Raw genomic sequence first — 15,780 nt, 5'->3', positions numbered from 1 at the left:
CGCTCATGATCCCACACCCACACCCGGACGAATTAGCACACTCTAATTATCTCACAATGAGGGCATAATTAACAGGCTCCCGACGAGGAAAACTCCCAAAAATCAAAGGAACCCGCCCGCACCTGAATGGCTATGTCCAGAGTCCTGGTGTTCAGGCCGAGCCACAGTTTCCGTCTCCCGCTGTGGTCCGAGCGCTGCCCGGCCACCGGCGCCAACAAGGCGATCGCCACGCCGGAAATGGAGAGCGAAAAGGCCAACACCGCTGAGGCATGGTCCGAACCGCCGAAGTCATCTCCCGTCAGGTACAACGCAGTGAAGATAAAGGTGGTCATCACGGCGTTGAAAGCCGCCGACCCCCAGTCCCAGGAGGCCCAGGCCACGATCCGCCACTTGGCCGCCGGAGCTGATGCCCGCGGCATGCCGGGAAGGGTGCTGGCCGGGCTAACTTCACTCATAGCCAGAATGCTATACGGCGCGAAACCAAGCGGAGGTTAGATTTCCTCCGGCTTGCCCTTCAGCCGCAGAATGGCACGCTGGGTTCCGCGTCCGGCAATAACCTGGATCATGGCGGCCACAGCCGCGGACACCAGCGCGAAGATCAGGGCGGAGCGCAGGCTGTGAGTCGGGTCCGTGCCATCCTTGGGTGGCTTCTTTCCGGTGCATTTCTCCCAGGTCTTCTCCACGATTTTATTGGCCACAAAGACCGCGCCAACGCTTACACCGGTGGTCACCAGCTTCAAAAGCAGGTTCATGCCGCACTCCTTTGAGTTGAATTGAATTGATGAAGTCGAACCAGCCAAACTCTGCTGTTTCTTCCAACGCATTTTCTGCCTGAATCTTGCTCTGTGCCCAGCCTAGCGCCCCGGCCGGGGACGGCAAGATGGCTGCCGTCCTGCGGGGTCCGCCTCGGCGGCTTCCAACGGCCGCTGCGGGTATACACTGGTTCCGCTGAAAGAAGCAAGAAAATTAAACGACAGGGGAGCGCCACCACCCGGATCCGGGTCACCGGAAACCGCGAGGTGGGCGCTGAGAGTGCGGACAGCCGCAGACCCTCGAACCTGATCCGGTTAGTACCGGCGAAGGGAGTCGAGTTCTCTTCGGCGGTGCGCGGGACTTCCGCCGCATTGCTGCCCCTCCTGCGAAGGAGGATTCATGAGTAAAACACACGCCCACACCCCGCCCCCGATCGATCCTGCCGCAGCCGAAACGGCACGGCCGGGCAAATACACCTGGCGGGTCGTGGACATCGTCGTCGCCTCGGTGCTGGCCGTCGCCGTCGGCGTCATTTTCTGGGCCTGGTCCGTCGGCTACGCCGGAGTGTCGCTGCTGATCGCTGCCTTCCCGCCGCTGGGCGGGCTGTACGGCGGCGGCTGGCTGATCGCCGGCGTCCTGGGCGGGCTGATCATCCGCAAGCCCGGAGCTGCGCTCTATTGCGAACTTGTCGCCGCCGCCGTGGAGGCCCTGCTCGGATCGTCGTTCGGACTGACCGTGCTGCTCTCCGGACTGGTGCAGGGGATTGGCGCCGAGCTGGCCTTCGCAGCGTTTGGCTACCGCCGGTTCCGCCTGCCCGTCGCGCTGCTGGCGGGTGCGCTGGCCGGCGTCGGCTTGGGCATCAACGACAATATTGGCTATAACGCGGAATGGGAATTAGCCGCGAAGGTGCTCTATCTGATTTTCGCCGCCATCTCCGGCACGGTCATCGCCGGGCTGCTTTCCTGGCTGGCCGCCCGCGGTCTGGCCCGCACAGGGGCGCTGTCCAATCTGGCCTCCCGGCGCGCGGCCACGGAGCCTGTGCTCTAAGCCGATGGCAGCGCACGACGATGGCGGCACCGGCTCCGGCGGGTGGCCGGCGGCGGTCTCGGCCAAGGGTTGGGGCTTCCAGCATGCTGGCCGCAGCTCTCCCGCCGTGCACGACCTGACCCTGGAGATCGCACCGGGGGAGCGGGTTCTCCTGCTCGGCCCGTCCGGGGCGGGAAAATCCACGCTCCTCCATGCCCTGGCCGGGGTCCTGGGATCGGATGAGGACGCGGCGGAGTCCGGCTCGCTGCTGGTGGACGGCAGCCCGCCAAGCCACCGCCGTGGCCGGTCCGGGTTGATGCAGCAGGATCCGGAGGCTCAGGTGGTGCTGTCCCGGGTGGGGGACGATGTGGCCTTTGGCGCGGAAAATTTGGCGGTTCCGCCGGCGGAGATCTGGCGCCGCGCCGCGGCCGCCTTGGACGCCGTCGGGCTGGACCTGCCGCTGGACCATCCGACGTCCTCGCTCTCCGGCGGCCAGAAACAGCGGCTGGGGCTGGCCGGTATGCTGGCGATGAGGCCCGGTCTGCTGCTGTTGGATGAACCGACGGCCAACCTCGATCCTGCCGGTGTGCTGGAGGTGCGCGACGCGGTGCTGCGGATGCTGACGGACACGGGGGCGACGCTGGTGGTGGTGGAACACCGGGTACCGGTCTGGCTGGACGTGGTGGACCGTATTGTCGTGCTCGCTCCGGGAAGCCAACGCCAGCCCGGCGGTGTATTGCTGGATGGGCCGCCGGCCCGGGTTCTGGAGCAATCCCGCGCGATGCTGATTTCGGCCGGCATCTGGGTGCCGGACTATCTGCCGGTGGTGCGGCCGCGGCAGAACTCCTCGTCCGGCGAGGTCCTGCTGACCGCCCGGGACCTCGCGGTCTCGCGTGCATCCGTCCCGCGGCGACGGCACCGTGGGTATCGGCCGGCGCCGGTGCCCACGGCATCCGGGATCAATATTGAGGTTTGCGCCGGGGCAGCACTGGGCATCACCGGCCCCAACGGGGCAGGCAAATCGACCGTGGCCCTGACTCTGGGTGGGCTGCTTCCGATCACCGGCGGACAGTTGAGCGCCGCGGATCCGTTGGCGCGCGGCGCCGGGCAGTCCCCCTTCGATTGGACCGGTCCTGAGCTGGTGGGACGGATCGGGAATGTTTTCCAGGAGCCGGAGCACCAGTTTGTCACCGGCCGGGTACTGGACGAGTTGGCTTTTGGTCCCAGAATGCTGGGCCAGGGAACGGCCGGCGTTGAGGAGCTGCTGGTGCGGCTCCGGCTGGAGCATTTGGCTGAGGCTAATCCCTACACTCTCTCCGGCGGTGAAAAGCGCCGACTGTCGGTGGCCACCGTGCTTGCAACCCGGCCGCAGATCCTGGTGATGGACGAACCGACCTTCGGCCAGGACGCCAATACCTGGGCCGAGCTGGCTACCCTGTTATCTGAACTGCTCGACGCCGGCGCGGGCGTGGTGGCAGTGACGCACGATGCAGAGTTCACCCGCGTCCTGGGCGGAGCGCAGTTGGAGCTGACGGCTGCAGGTACGCCCGCGGCGTCCGCCGTACTGGGTGTGGACCGTGCGGCGTCGGCCGTGCTGGGTGTGGATCGTGCGGCGGCGGCCCGGCCGGAGGTCCAGGGTGAGTATTGACGTGCTGGCCGGTCCGCGTTCCACTGCGTGGTTGGCCCGGGCAAATCCACTTTCCAAACTTGGGGCAGGTCTGGCACTGACCATTGGATTGCTGCTGACGGTGGACTGGGTTTCCGCGTCCGTGGCGTTGCTCTGTGAGCTCGCGCTCCTGCCACTGGCCGGGTTAGCCCCGCGGGTGCTGCTGGGGCGTGGGTGGCCCATTCTGGCCGCCGCCCTTGTGGGAGGCTACGGTTCGGCCCTGCTGGCGCCTAAAACCGGAGCCGTCCTGCTGGAATGGGGGCCGCTGCTGCTGACCGAAGGATCGCTGCAGTCCGGCGTGGCCATTGCACTGCGCGGCATAGCCATTGCACTTCCCGGCGTTCTGCTGCTGGCCAGCACCGATCCCACCGATCTGGCCGATGCCCTGGCCCAGCGGCTGAGGCTGCCGCACCGCTTTGTGCTGGGGGCCCTGGCCGCGATGCGGCTGGTGGGACTGTTGGTGGAGGAATGGCAAAACCTGGGCATGGCCCGCCGCGCGCGGGGCGCCGGTTCCAGCGGTGGTGTGCTCGGCCGCTTCAGGTCCTCGCTGGGACAGGCCATGGCGCTGCTGGTGCAGGCCATCCGGCGGGCGTCCCGGCTCGCCGTCACCATGGAAGCGAAGGGATTCGGCGCCGGACCGCGCACTTGGGCACGTCGATCCGAGTTCAGCGCGCGGGATGCTCTGGTGCTTTTGGGTGGCATGGTGATTATCGGCGCGGCGTTGGCTGCCGCCGTCATGTCGGGGACATGGAACTCCGCTTTCAGTTAGCGTGGAGACAGGAAGGCAACAGACGAATCGACTCAACGATGTGAAAAATATCGCACGGTTCGACTATTTGCATCGATATCACACACCTTGCGTCCACTATGGCACCGAAATCTATATTTTTATGCGCTCTATGATATTACTTAAGCTATGACTCAAGAAACCGCCTCGTCCGTAGGCCTGCTGGTTCGTGACGCCCGCTCAGCCAAAGGCTGGACCCAGGGCAGGCTCGCGGCGGAGCTGGGAACCAGCCAAAGCGCCGTCGCCCGGATGGAGCAGGGCAAGCAAAACCTGAGCCTGAAGATGATCCAGCGGATGGAAACCATTTTCGGCCACAGCATCCTGAACATTGGCGGCGCCGCGCAGCCAAAAATCACGCATCTGCGTGTGGTGGGCGGCCACCAGCTTTCCGGCAGCGTGGAGGTCAATTCCAGCAAGAACGCCGGCGTGGCACTGTTGTGCGCGAGCCTTATCAACCGCGGAACCACCACTCTGCGACGGCTGGCCCGTATCGAAGAGGTCAACCGGATCGTGGAGGTATTGACCAGCATCGGGGTGGAATGCACCTGGCTCAATGCGAACGACCTGCAGGTCCGCCGGCCGGTGGAGCTGGACTTGGCATCGATGGATGTGGTGGCGGCCCGCCGCACCCGAAGCGTCATCATGCTGCTGGGGCCGCTGCTCGATGAGCGCTCCAGCTATCACCTGCCGTACGCCGGAGGCTGTGACTTGGGCACCCGGACGGTGGAGCCTCATATGCAGGCGCTGCGTGAGTTTGGCCTGTCCGTACAAGCGCACTCGGGGTTCTATGCCATCCAGGCGCCGGAGCCGGACGCGCAGGACCGCACCTTTGTTCTGACCGAGCGTGGGGACACCGTGACGGAAAACGCCATCATGGCCGCCGCGCACCGCGAAGGCACCACCGTGATCCGCAATGCCAGCCCGAATTACATGGTCCAGGACCTGTGCTTTTACCTGCAGGGACTCGGCGTCCGCGTCGAGGGGATCGGCAGCACCACCCTGACCATCACCGGCCGGCCCCGGATAGATGTCGATATTGAGTATTCACCCTCGGAGGATCCGATCGAGGCGATGAGCCTGATTACCGCCGGGATCGTCACCGGCTCCGAGGTGACGATTAAGCGGGTACCGATCGAATTCATGGAAATCGAGCTCAGTGTGCTGGAACAGATGGGCTTCCAGTACCGGAAGTCCGCCGAATATACCGCCCGCAACGGACACACCCGGTTGGTGGACATCACCACGCTGCCTTCTGTGCTGAAAGCAGCCCCGGACAAGATCCATCCGATGCCCTTTCCCGGGCTGAACATCGATAATCTGCCCTTCTTTGCGGTCATCGCCTCCTGTGCCATGGGGTCCACCTTGATCCACGATTGGGTTTATGAGAACCGCGCCATCTACCTGACAGAACTCAATCGGTTGGGCGCAGGAGTCCGGCTCCTCGATCCGCACCGCATCGACGTTACGGGCCCGACCCGTTGGCGTGCCGCGGAAATCGGCTGCCCTCCCGCACTGCGCCCCGCCGCATGTATTCTGCTGGCCATGCTGGCCGCCAGGGGCACCTCCGAGCTGCGGAACATCTACGTGATTGAACGCGGCTACGAGGACCTGGCCGAGCGGCTCAACACCATCGGCGCCGAAATCGAGTACTTCCAGGACTAACCGTCCACCATCCACCACCGACTACCATTTGCCCCTCATCGATTCAGCAATCCGTGCGCGATACGGCCGTGTATCGCGCACCAAGTGCTCCCTCGATGAGGGTGGCGGTGGGTCAGATGGCGGCGAGGGCCTGGGCGAGGTCCTGAGTGAGATCGTCGAGGTCTTCCAACCCGACGGAGAGCCTTACGGCGCCGTCGGTGAGGCCGATGGCGGCGCGTCCCTGAGGGCCCATCGCCCGGTGCGTGGTGGTGGCCGGATGCGTGATCAGCGACTTGGAGTCGCCAAGGTTGTTGGAGATGTCGATGATCTGTAACGCGTTGAGCAGTGCAAAGGCGGCGCCCTTTCCGGATCCTCCAGTTCCCGGTGCGGCCAGTTCGAAGGTCAGCACGGTTCCACCTGCTTTCATCTGCGTCCGTGCCAGCTCAAACTGCGGGTGGGAGGGCAGCAGCGGATACCTGACCCAGCTGACAGCGGGGTGCCGTTCCAGGAACTGCGCCAGCTTCATTGCATTGGCGCTGGCATGGCTGACACGCAGGCCGATGGTTTCCAGCCCCTTGGTCAGGACCCAGGCATTAAAGGCGGACAGTGCGGGCCCGGTGTGCCGCATCAGCGTTTTGACCGGCCCCTCGATGAATTCCTTCGTCCCGAGAATGGCCCCGCCAAGAACCCGGCCCTGTCCGTCGATGTGCTTGGTGCCGGAATAAACAATGACGTCCGCACCCAAGTCTCCGCACTTTTGCAGCAGCGGGGTGGCGAAGACGTTGTCCACCACGACCGTTGCACCGGCCGCATGGGCGAGGTCGCAGACCGCGCGGATGTCGACGATTTCCTGCATTGGGTTCGACGGCGACTCGAAGAAGACCGCCGTCGTCGGCGTCGCCAGCGCCTGGCGCCACTGCTCCAGGTCCGGACCGTCGACGAAGACCGTTTCCACGCCCCAGCGGGGAAGAATCTCGTTGAGGATCACGAAGCAGGAGCCGAAAAGCGAGCGGGCGGCCACCACGCGGTCACCTGCGCCCAAGAGTGCACCGAGCGCGGTGAATACGGCGGACATGCCGGAGGCGGTGGCGAAGCAGGCTTCGGTGCCTTCCAGCAGACGCAGCCGTTCCTGGAACGTAGCCACCGAGGGATTGCCGTAGCGGGACTAGACGAACCGATCCACCTCGCCGGTGAAGGCCGCCTCGGCCGACTCTGCGGACTCGTAGACGAAGCCGGAGTTGAGGAAGATGGCCTCGGAGGTTTCCTGGAAGTTGGACCGGTCCAACCCGCCGCGCACCGCTTGGGTATCCTTGGCCCAGTCCGCGGCCCGTGGATCAAAGTTGCTCATTGGACGACCGTTCCCTCGATGGCAGCCGACGATTCTTCCAGCCGTTGACGGTGCGGTCGCCGTAAGCGTCCTGCTCCCCTTCGAAGCCCTCCAACACGTTGTACGCGGTGTAGCCGGCCGCCGTGGCAGCCTCAGCGGCGGCGATGGACCGGACGCCGGAGCGGCAGAGGAAGATCAGCTCGGTGCCCGCCGGTGCCGGCACCCGGGCCTGCAGCTGCGCCAGGAATTCGCCATTGGGCAGTCCACCGGCGAGCTTCCACTCGATGAACAGCGGCTGCCGGCCGGTGCCCGACGTGTCCGGGATGCCCAGGTGCGTCCACTCGGCGTCCGTTCGCACGTCCACCAGCGTGGCACCCGATGCCAGCCTGTCCCACGCCTGGGCCGGGGTGAGGTCGCCGGCGTAGCTCATCGGCCGCCGTCGTTCGCTTTTCCAGCGGGTCTGCTCAAGCCGTCCGGCCAGATGACGGCCTGCGCCGCAATGGTCCGGCCGCCGTCGAAGGCCAGCGATGGGCTGCCGTAGAGGATGTAGCCCTCCTCGAGCGCGGCGCTGACCCGCGCGCAGAAGGCATGGTCATCCGGTCCGGTGAGCAGTCGATATGTCAGCAGTGCGTTCTCGGTGGGCATGGTGTCTCCTTCGGGCCATCGGAGAATGTCAGCGGGCGCCGGACGGTTCGGTGAGCCTGCGGGCGGGATCGACATCCGGCGGGATCGACATGCAGACCGGCGGCAAGGGTTTGCGCCGGCGCTCGGTACTCCAAATTGAAACTAACACAGCCCCTTCGGCCTCGGACAGTGCCGCCGGTGAGTATGGCGTCACGTGAAGCCGCCGGGCTTTTTTGTGCCTATTACGTGGCTGCGATCAGTTCATTCAGCTCCGCGGTCAGCGCTGCCCGGACGTCCGAGGTGCCGATCTCCCGACCGTCGATGTGGTTCACGGGGGCAAGCAGGCGAATGCTGGAAATCAGCCAGACCGCATCCGCGTCGAACAGATCCTCCGGCACCAGCGGACCGTAGCCCAGTTCCCAGCCGGCGGCCTTCGCGGCGCCGAAAAGCGCACTTTGCGACGTACCGGGCAGGATGCCGCTGTCCAGGGCCGGAGTGATCAGGCGACGGACGCGGGTGCCTCCCTCACCTTCGGCATGGGCCAGCAGGACGGACGACGTCGGTCCCTCCAGTACGCGGCCGTCACTGCTGGTGAAGATCACGTCATCGGCGCCGTTGGAGTGGGCGTGCCGCAGTGCCGCCATGTTGACGGCGTAGGAGAGCGTTTTGGCGCCCAGCAGCAGCCACGGCGCCCGCTCGGCCACGGTGCTGTCATAGCCGCGGTCCAGCAGCAGGACGTCGATGCCGTTTTCCCGCTGCAGCCTCCCGGCCTCCGGTGGGAGCGAGACCTGAACCCAGGCCGTCGGAGCGGAACTGCCCTCAACGCCCCGGGTGACGACCAGTTTCACCACGGCTTCGGCGCCGCCAGCCGCGCCGCCGCCTCCACCGCCAGCCGCACCGCCGCCTCCGTCGTCGGCGAATGCTGCGAGCGCCGTCGCGATGGCTCGCTGCCAGACCTCCGGTTCCGGAATGGTCAGTTCCAAGGACTGGGCGGAGGACGCCAGTCGGTCCAAATGTCGGTGAATTTTGCGTGGTTTTCCATCCACAGCGAGCATGGACTCAAAAATGCCGTCGCCGCGGGTGGCTCCCTGATCCGTGGCCATCAGGGCTGGCTTGCCCGCGTCGACGATCCGTCCGTCCGCAAAAGCGGGGTCCAAAAATACCAGTACAGTCATGGCAACAGCTTAGTCCGGGCCCTGGTTCCGCCGGGTCCGCTTCAGCCGCCGGTCCAGCCGCCTGGTTCCGCCGGGTCCGCGCGCTGGCCGCCTGCCCGGTTCAGCCCGGGAAGTGAGTGCCCAGCGCCTGCAGCACGCCCCCGGCCTTGGCCTTCAGCTCGAGCCACTCCTCGTGCGGACTTGAATCCGAGGTGATGGCTCCACCGACCCCCAGGCTCAACCGGCCGCCGTGAGCGGTCTTTTCCATCACCAGGGTTCGGATCGTTACCGAAAGGTCGGCGGCACCGCTCAGTGAGAAGTAGCCGATGGCGCCGGAGTATATTCCGCGCGGCGCCCCTTCCAGCCGGTCGAGGATGGCCATGGTGCTCACTTTTGGCACCCCGGTCATGGAGCCGGCGGGGAAAGCGGCGGCCACGGCCTCGGCGCGGGAGGACCCAGGCTGCAGCTGGGCTTCGATGGTACTGACCAGCTGGTGCACGGTGGCATAACTTTCCACCACGCACAGTCGCGGGACGCACAGTGTGTCGGGAATGGCAAAATGCGAGAGGTCATTGCGGAGCAGATCCACAATCATGATGTTCTCGGCCCGGTCCTTCGGCGACGTCTCCAGTTCCATCCGCAGGGACTCGTCCCGGTCCGGATCGGGATCGCGACGCCGGGTGCCCTTGATGGGTTCGGCCCGCATGCGGCCGCCGGCGGTGATGCGTAGGAACCGCTCGGGCGACGTACTGGCAATGGCGAGCGGCCCGAACCGCAGGAAGGCGGCAAACGGCGCCGGGTTTACCGCCCGCAGGCGCAGATAGGTTCGGCAGGGGTCCAGGGCAGCTGCGGTGCCCGACGTCAAAGCGGTGGTCAGGCACACTTCGTAGGAATTTCCGTCGGCAATCTCCGCCTGGGCCTGGGCAATTTTCATCTTGTAGGAAAATTCAGAGTCCCTGGCCGTGAAGCGAGGCGCCGGGGTCGGAGTTGCGCCGATCGCCAGCGCTTCGGCCGTTGCTGCGGGAGCCGGGGGCAACGCGGAAACTACGGCACGGGTCCGCTCCGTCCACGCCTTAGCCTCCGCCACCGTGGACGGCACCGCTGGTTCCGTCAGAGCCAGCAGGTACAGGCAGCGCAGGTGATGGTCGACGACGACGGCGCGGCCGGCGAAGATCAGGCTTGCGTCATCGCTGCGGTCGGGGCCGCCCACAGTAGGGACGGGAGCCTCGGCGTCGGGAGCAGATCCGGCCTGCACCGAAGATCCGGCGGTGAACGGCGGAAGATTTGCCGCGGAGCTGTCTGCGGTGGAGATCCCGGCCCCGCCGGTTTCGCGCTTGAGCTGGTAGCCCAAATATCCGACCCAACCAAGGGTGAATCCGCAGTCGTAATCCTCCGGCGCCGGGAGAACTTGCCCACCCCACACCGTTTCCAGCCAGCGGAAGAACGGCCCGTCGATGCGGGTGGTTACGCCGGACGAACTGATCCGAGTGCTGCCCGCGGCATGCCGGGCCAGCTGACCGTAGCTGCCGCCGTCGTCCGCCAAAATTGAGAACCGGCTCCTCTCCGCGGCGTCTCCATTTGTTTCGGCGGGAGCGCCTGCAGCAGCGGCGTTGGAGCTGTCGAGCCAGAGGGCATTCTCAGAGTCGCCGTAGAGCTGGGCAAAGATATCCGCGGCGTCCGGATAACGCTCCAGACGTTCGATGCTCAGCTCCATGGTGCGTCGGCGGGTGCGTTCCGGGGTCAGCAGCGCCTCGAGGGCGGGCAGCGCGGTCAACGCCTGCAGCACTTTGCCCGGAGCGCTGCCGTCGGCGCTGCCCGCGATCAGCAGATCGGCCTCATCGGCCACGGGATCACCGGCCAGCAGTTCATCCTCCTGGGCCGCCCACTGATCCCAGAATGGGGCAAAGCTGTCCCCGTCCCGGGCCAGGGCACGCAGTTTGCGGTCCTGCGTTCCGGCCTCAACCCAGAGCACAGTGTCCAGGAACGGCCGGGCGGTCGCGTGCGCGGCGCCCACCCCCTCGACAATGATCACGTCCGCCAGCGCCGTGGTGCGCTGCTCGCCGTCGTAATGGTTATCCCAGTCCCAGCTGGCCCAATGGGCCGCCAGCCCCTCCCGCAGCGGCGCAAGCACGGTCGTCACATAGCGCTCAATGCCCGCAGTTAGTCCGTTCCAGCCGGGATAGATGTCCTCCAGATGGAAGACGGACACGCGCCGGTGTTCGCGGAGCAGCGCGGCCAGCTCCAAGGCCAGGGTGGTTTTGCCCGCACCGGAACGGCCGTCGATGGCGATGATGGTCGGGGTTGGCAGATTAGCGCTGTGCATCGTCGCCCCTTTCGGTTTGCTGCTGCTGCACGAAAGCCAGGATGCCCGGGATGGCCGCGGCAATCAGGCGGCTGCTGTTGTCGAAGTCGCCGGCATCTCCGTACCAGGGGTCCGCGATGCCTTGCTCTCCGGGCTCCAGGTCCTGGACAGCGGGGTCGAAGGAACGCAGCATCCGGATCTTGTCCCGGGCGCCGGGAGTGGGAGCGTCGGCCAGCAGGTCTTCGTAGTGGTCAACGTCGAGGGCCAGGATCAGATCGCGGTCGGCGTACCGGGAGGAGTCAAACCGGCGGGCCACGTGCTCCGCCGAGCCGATCCCGGCACCGTCGAGCTGGCTGGCCGCCCGGGGATCAATGGGGTTTCCAATTTCCCAGCCGCTGGTTCCGGCGGAGTCCAGAACCACCGGCACGCCGGCTGCCTCTGCTGCGTGCCGCAGCATCAGCTCGGCCATGGGAGATCGGCAGATGTTGCCGGTGCAGACAGTGATGATCCGGTAAGGCGAGGTCATTCGATCAGTCTAGCCACGCCGTCGGAATCGACTAGAGGACCGCCAGCAGGATGCCGACGACAATGAACAGGGAGCCGAACACCCTGTTGAGCGTCATCTGGCCGCGCTCGGACGCACCCAGATGCCGCATCTGCTTGGCGGCAGCCGCGAAGACAAACCACATCACTGCAACATCGATGGCGACGACGGTGGCCGCCAGCACGGTGTACTGTCCGAGCAGCGGTTTGTCGGCACGGATGAACTGCGGCATGAAGGCGAGAAAGAAAACGATGGCCTTCGGATTGAGCAGGTTGACCCACAGCCCGCGCAGGAACATGGCCCGGGCGGAGTCGCCGGTTCGAGCCGTTGTTTCGGCTGCATCCAAGCTGCGGTCAACGACCCCCACACTGCGGCCGCTGGGCCCCGATAGCCCACCGTTTGCCCCGGGGAAACCGCCGCTGGCTTCTGACAATGCGCTGCGTGTTTCGGGAAGGTCGTGGGCTTCTAACAGTCCACTGCCCGTTCTGGGGAGGCTGCCGCTGGCCCTTGATGGCCCGCCCTCTGTTCCGCGGAAGGGATCGCCGGCCACTGACAGTCCGTCTGCTGTTCGGGCGGAGACCGTCGGTAACTTGGCGAGGAGTTTGCGGATGCCCAGGTAGACGAGGTACGCCGCACCGGCGTACCGGATGACGTGGAACGCCAGCGGCGAACTGGCCACCAGCAGACCCACGCCGGCGGCCACGATGGTGATGTGGACGATCAGTGCCAACTGCTGCCCCAGAATCCCCCAAATGGCACGGCGAAAGCCCGAGCTGATGGCGTTGCTCATCGTATTGATGGCACCGGCGCCGGGAGTCAGGCTGATCATTGCGCCGGCGCCGGCGAGCGGCAGCCACAGGGAAAATTCCACCAGAGAAGTTTATGGCAAGAATGTCCGGTTGTGGTCTCAGGCGCGGGCGATGATCTCCGCATTCGGGATCAGGAACCAGGCATCCGGGGTGGCTCCCCATGTCCGCCAGCCGGCAGCGAGGCGTTCCAGCTCCGCCCGGTCCGCCAGAGAATATTCGAGAGCCTGCTCGGCAAAGGCGGAGTGGACTATCCGGTCTGACCAGACGCCGGCATGCCATTGACGCTGCTCTTCGGTGGCGTAGAGCCAGTTGTCCGAGGAGGGTGTGACTTGGTCGAAGCCGGCGTCCCGCGCCCAGCTCAGCAGTCGCCGTCCGGCGTCCGGCTCTGCATCGTTGTGCCGGGCCACCTTCTGGTACAGCGACATCCAGCGCTGCAACTCCGGCAGTTCGGGATACCAGAACATGCCGTGGAAATCCGCTTCCCGGACGGCGACAATTCCGCCGGGCTTTGCGACGCGGCGCATCTCACGCAGGGCCTCCACCGGGTCGCTCAGATGCTGAAGCACCTGGTGGGCGTGCACCACGTCGAACTGATCATCGGGAAAATCCAGGTCATAAATGTTGCCGGTCTGGAAGCTGAGGTTGTCCAGATGCGCCTCGGCAGCGCGCTTGGAAGCCTGCGCCACAACTTCCGGCGCGCGGTCCAGCCCGATCACCTGACCCGGGGCGACCAGGCGCGCGAAATCCGCGGTGATCGTTCCGGGTCCGGCGCCGACGTCGAGCACATCCAAGCCATGGCGCAGGTAGGGGAGCAGATATGCGGCGGAATTTGCGGCGGTGCGTGCCGTGTGGGACCGCAGTACGCTCTCGTGGTGGCCGTGGGTGTAGACGTCGGCGGGATTTTGTTCACTCATAGCTGGACAGTACGCGGGGCCACAGGCCCGTGCAACGGAGTTCCGGGCAGCGGACGTCCCTGGAGCACCAGCTGTTATGACTGCCGACTAGCCCGAGAATGTCTGTCGGCTGGCCCAAATATCGGAGTTGAGTCGAACAGACTCAACTTGAGTTGACATCCGTGCAGCCCTGAGTAGACTTGAGTGCAGAACGCTCAACCGTCTTCCGGTTGGGCGGATCCGGCCCACGGGAAGCATCCGCGGGCAGCGGATATCCCGGCTCAGGAACTGAACAATCAGCAGTTGAGCACCCACTAGATGAATCACGCAGCAGTTGAGCATCCAGTAGTAGAGCATTGAAAGGAAACGCACTCATGTCCCGTGCAGTAGGTATTGACCTCGGAACCACGAACTCTGTTGTCTCCGTCCTCGAAGGTGGCGAGCCCACCGTCATTGCGAACGCGGAAGGCGGCCGCACCACGCCGTCCGTCGTCGCCTTCTCCAAGGGCGGCGAAGTCCTGGTCGGTGAGATCGCCAAGCGCCAGGCCGTCAACAACATCGACCGCACCATTGCCTCGGTCAAGCGCCACATGGGCACCGACTGGACAGTGGGGATCGACGACAAGAAGTACACGCCGCAGGAAATCTCCGCGCGCATCCTGATGAAGCTCAAGAACGACGCCGAGAGCTACTTGGGCGAGAAGGTCACCGACGCTGTGGTCACCGTTCCGGCCTACTTCAATGACGCCGAGCGCCAGGCTACCAAGGAAGCCGGCGAGATCGCCGGACTGAACGTGCTGCGCATCGTCAACGAGCCGACCGCGGCCGCGCTCGCCTACGGCCTGGACAAGGGCAAGGAAGACGAACTCATTCTGGTCTTCGACCTCGGTGGCGGCACCTTCGACGTCTCGCTGCTCGAAGTGGGCAAGGACGAGGACGAATTTTCCACCATCCAGGTCCGCTCCACCGCCGGTGATAACCGTTTGGGTGGCGACGACTGGGACCAGCGCGTTGTTGACTATTTGCTGAACCAGCTCAAGGTTAAGGGCATGGACCTGTCCAAGGACAAGATTGCCTTGCAGCGCCTGCGCGAGGCATCGGAGCAGGCCAAGAAGGAGCTCTCCTCCGCCAGCATCACCAACATTTCGCTGCAGTACCTCTCCGTGACGCCCGATGGTCCGGTGCACCTGGACGAGCAGCTCACGCGCGCCAAGTTCCAGGACCTCACGAAGGACCTGCTGGACCGCACCAAAAAGCCATTCCACGACGTTATCACCGAGGCCGGCATCAAGGTGGGGGACATCGACCACATCGTGCTCGTTGGCGGGTCCACCCGGATGCCTGCCGTGTATGACCTGGTCAAGGAACTGGCCGGCGGCAAGGAGCCGAACAAGGGCGTAAACCCGGACGAGGTCGTCGCAGTGGGCGCTGCCCTGCAGGCTGGCGTGCTCAAGGGTGAGCGGAAGGATGTTCTGCTCATTGACGTCACGCCGCTGTCACTGGGCATCGAGACCAAGGGTGGGGTGATGACCAAGCTGATTGAGCGCAACACGGCCATTCCGACCAAGCGGAGCGAGACCTTCACCACCGCGGATGATAACCAGCCGTCCGTGGCCATCCAGGTTTTCCAGGGCGAGCGCGAGTTCACCCGGGATAACAAGCCGCTGGGCACCTTCGAGCTGACGGGTATTGCTCCGGCGCCGCGCGGAGTTCCGCAGGTTGAGGTCACCTTTGACCTGGACGCCAACGGTATTGTGCACGTCTCGGCCAAGGACAAGGGCACCGGCAAGGAGCAGTCGATGACCATCACCGGCGGCACCGCGCTGTCGAAGGAAGACATTGACCGCATGGTCCGTGAGGCAGAAGAGCATGCCGCGGAGGACAAGACCCGCCGTGAGCAGGCCGATGTGCGCAACAGCGCCGAGCAGCTGCACTACTCGGTGGAGAAGGTGCTCGCCGACAATGACGACAAGCTGCCGGAAGAGGTCAAGACCGAGGTCAAAGCCGACGTCGAAGCGCTCAAGTCCGCGTTGGCTGGAACGGACGAGGACGCTGTCAAGGTGGCGTTCGAGAAGCTTCAGGCGTCCCAGTCCAAGTTGGGCGAGGCCATCTACGCTGCTGCTTCGGCGGAGTCGGCCGGTGAGGGTGCCGCGGAAGGTTCTGCGGACTCCGCAGCCGGTGGTTCTGCCGATGAGGACATCGTTGACGCTGAGATTGTCGACGACGAAGCCGCCGCAGACGAGAAGAAGTAGCC

General features: G+C 65.3%; 14 protein-coding genes, 1 pseudogene and 1 riboswitch. Of the genes and pseudogenes, 5 read left to right on the top strand and 10 right to left on the bottom strand.

Annotation, left to right across the window (positions count from 1 at the left end; all coding sequences use genetic code 11):
• Window positions 1–68 precede the first annotated feature (68 nt).
• Complete coding sequence (locus IV498_RS01430; protein WP_442951254.1) at window positions 69–455, bottom strand: hypothetical protein; 387 nt, start codon at window positions 453–455, stop codon at window positions 69–71.
• 36 nt (window positions 456–491) lie between these two features.
• Window positions 492–752 carry a DUF4235 domain-containing protein gene (locus IV498_RS01425; protein WP_269044770.1) on the bottom strand — a complete coding sequence of 87 codons (261 nt, stop codon included), beginning with the start codon at window positions 750–752 and terminating at the stop codon, window positions 492–494.
• 213 nt (window positions 753–965) lie between these two features.
• A riboswitch (TPP riboswitch) is annotated at window positions 966–1,102 on the top strand.
• 50 nt (window positions 1,103–1,152) lie between these two features.
• On the opposite strand from IV498_RS01425, the gene IV498_RS01420 reads away from it, so the two are divergent.
• The 4 genes from IV498_RS01420 to IV498_RS01405 all read left to right on the top strand — a co-directional run bounded on the left by IV498_RS01420 (window position 1,153) and on the right by IV498_RS01405 (window position 5,894).
• Window positions 1,153–1,800, top strand: coding sequence for an ECF transporter S component (locus IV498_RS01420; protein WP_269044769.1), 648 nt, complete (start codon window positions 1,153–1,155; stop codon window positions 1,798–1,800).
• A 4-nt stretch (window positions 1,801–1,804) separates the two neighbouring features.
• Window positions 1,805–3,427, top strand: a complete 1,623-nt coding sequence (locus IV498_RS01415; RefSeq protein WP_269044768.1) for an ABC transporter ATP-binding protein — start codon at window positions 1,805–1,807, stop codon at window positions 3,425–3,427.
• Complete coding sequence (locus IV498_RS01410; protein ID WP_269044767.1) at window positions 3,417–4,214, top strand: energy-coupling factor transporter transmembrane component T family protein; 798 nt, start codon at window positions 3,417–3,419, stop codon at window positions 4,212–4,214. The genes IV498_RS01415 and IV498_RS01410 overlap by 11 nt, the downstream gene beginning before the upstream one ends.
• A gap of 147 nt (window positions 4,215–4,361) precedes the next feature.
• A complete protein-coding gene (locus IV498_RS01405) occupies window positions 4,362–5,894 on the top strand; it encodes a UDP-N-acetylglucosamine 1-carboxyvinyltransferase (protein WP_269044766.1) in 1,533 nt (510 codons plus the stop codon).
• A gap of 112 nt (window positions 5,895–6,006) precedes the next feature.
• On the opposite strand, the pseudogene IV498_RS01400 reads toward IV498_RS01405, so the two are convergent.
• From IV498_RS01400 to IV498_RS01365, 8 genes and pseudogenes are all read right to left on the bottom strand, one after another.
• Window positions 6,007–7,221: pseudogene (locus IV498_RS01400) on the bottom strand (O-succinylhomoserine sulfhydrylase).
• Window positions 7,208–7,630, bottom strand: a complete 423-nt coding sequence (locus tag IV498_RS01395) for a rhodanese-like domain-containing protein (RefSeq protein WP_269044765.1) — start codon at window positions 7,628–7,630, stop codon at window positions 7,208–7,210. The pseudogene IV498_RS01400 and the gene IV498_RS01395 overlap by 14 nt, the downstream one beginning before the upstream one ends.
• The gene (locus IV498_RS01390; RefSeq protein WP_269044764.1) at window positions 7,627–7,845 is read right to left on the bottom strand and encodes a DUF1737 domain-containing protein; all 219 of its coding nucleotides are present in this window, start codon (window positions 7,843–7,845) and stop codon (window positions 7,627–7,629) included. The genes IV498_RS01395 and IV498_RS01390 overlap by 4 nt, the downstream gene beginning before the upstream one ends.
• Window positions 7,846–8,066: 221 nt before the next feature.
• Window positions 8,067–8,999: an aminodeoxychorismate lyase gene (locus IV498_RS01385; protein WP_269044763.1), complete on the bottom strand. Its 933-nt coding sequence runs from the start codon at window positions 8,997–8,999 to the stop codon at window positions 8,067–8,069.
• A 100-nt stretch (window positions 9,000–9,099) separates the two neighbouring features.
• Window positions 9,100–11,301, bottom strand: coding sequence for a chorismate-binding protein (locus IV498_RS01380; RefSeq protein WP_269044762.1), 2,202 nt, complete (start codon window positions 11,299–11,301; stop codon window positions 9,100–9,102).
• Window positions 11,288–11,806, bottom strand: coding sequence for a low molecular weight protein-tyrosine-phosphatase (locus IV498_RS01375; RefSeq protein ID WP_269044761.1), 519 nt, complete (start codon window positions 11,804–11,806; stop codon window positions 11,288–11,290). Before IV498_RS01375 ends, IV498_RS01380 begins: the two co-directional genes overlap by 14 nt.
• A gap of 31 nt (window positions 11,807–11,837) precedes the next feature.
• On the bottom strand, window positions 11,838–12,695 hold the full coding sequence (locus tag IV498_RS01370; protein WP_269044760.1) for a LysE family transporter: 858 nt from the start codon (window positions 12,693–12,695) through the stop codon (window positions 11,838–11,840).
• Window positions 12,696–12,731: 36 nt separating this feature from the next.
• Complete coding sequence (locus IV498_RS01365; RefSeq protein ID WP_269044759.1) at window positions 12,732–13,547, bottom strand: class I SAM-dependent methyltransferase; 816 nt, start codon at window positions 13,545–13,547, stop codon at window positions 12,732–12,734.
• Between the two features lie 353 nt (window positions 13,548–13,900).
• Between IV498_RS01365 and dnaK the strand changes: the two genes are divergently transcribed.
• Window positions 13,901–15,778 carry a molecular chaperone DnaK gene (dnaK, locus tag IV498_RS01360; RefSeq protein WP_269044758.1) on the top strand — a complete coding sequence of 626 codons (1,878 nt, stop codon included), beginning with the start codon at window positions 13,901–13,903 and terminating at the stop codon, window positions 15,776–15,778.
• Window positions 15,779–15,780: the final 2 nt, after the last annotated feature.

It is taken from the genome of Paenarthrobacter sp. Z7-10, assembly GCF_026932795.1.
Lineage (GTDB): Bacteria > Actinomycetota > Actinomycetes > Actinomycetales > Micrococcaceae > Arthrobacter_M.
The sequence above is the reverse complement of the archived record's forward strand: the minus strand, read 5'-3'. Positions and strand labels throughout refer to the sequence as shown.

Excerpts from the sequence above, each read along its gene's own strand:
- IV498_RS01430 (WP_442951254.1), bottom strand. The coding sequence starts at position 455 with ATGAGTGAAGTTAGCCCGGCCAGCACCCTTCCCGGCATGCCGCGGGCA.
- IV498_RS01425 (WP_269044770.1), bottom strand. The coding sequence starts at position 752 with ATGAACCTGCTTTTGAAGCTGGTGACCACCGGTGTAAGCGTTGGCGCG.
- IV498_RS01420 (WP_269044769.1), top strand. The coding sequence starts at position 1,153 with ATGAGTAAAACACACGCCCACACCCCGCCCCCGATCGATCCTGCCGCA.
- IV498_RS01415 (WP_269044768.1), top strand. The coding sequence starts at position 1,805 with ATGGCAGCGCACGACGATGGCGGCACCGGCTCCGGCGGGTGGCCGGCG.
- IV498_RS01405 (WP_269044766.1), top strand. The coding sequence starts at position 4,362 with ATGACTCAAGAAACCGCCTCGTCCGTAGGCCTGCTGGTTCGTGACGCC.
- IV498_RS01395 (WP_269044765.1), bottom strand. The coding sequence starts at position 7,630 with ATGAGCTACGCCGGCGACCTCACCCCGGCCCAGGCGTGGGACAGGCTG.
- IV498_RS01390 (WP_269044764.1), bottom strand. The coding sequence starts at position 7,845 with ATGCCCACCGAGAACGCACTGCTGACATATCGACTGCTCACCGGACCG.
- IV498_RS01385 (WP_269044763.1), bottom strand. The coding sequence starts at position 8,999 with ATGACTGTACTGGTATTTTTGGACCCCGCTTTTGCGGACGGACGGATC.
- IV498_RS01380 (WP_269044762.1), bottom strand. The coding sequence starts at position 11,301 with ATGCACAGCGCTAATCTGCCAACCCCGACCATCATCGCCATCGACGGC.
- IV498_RS01375 (WP_269044761.1), bottom strand. The coding sequence starts at position 11,806 with ATGACCTCGCCTTACCGGATCATCACTGTCTGCACCGGCAACATCTGC.
- IV498_RS01365 (WP_269044759.1), bottom strand. The coding sequence starts at position 13,547 with ATGAGTGAACAAAATCCCGCCGACGTCTACACCCACGGCCACCACGAG.
- dnaK (WP_269044758.1), top strand. The coding sequence starts at position 13,901 with ATGTCCCGTGCAGTAGGTATTGACCTCGGAACCACGAACTCTGTTGTC.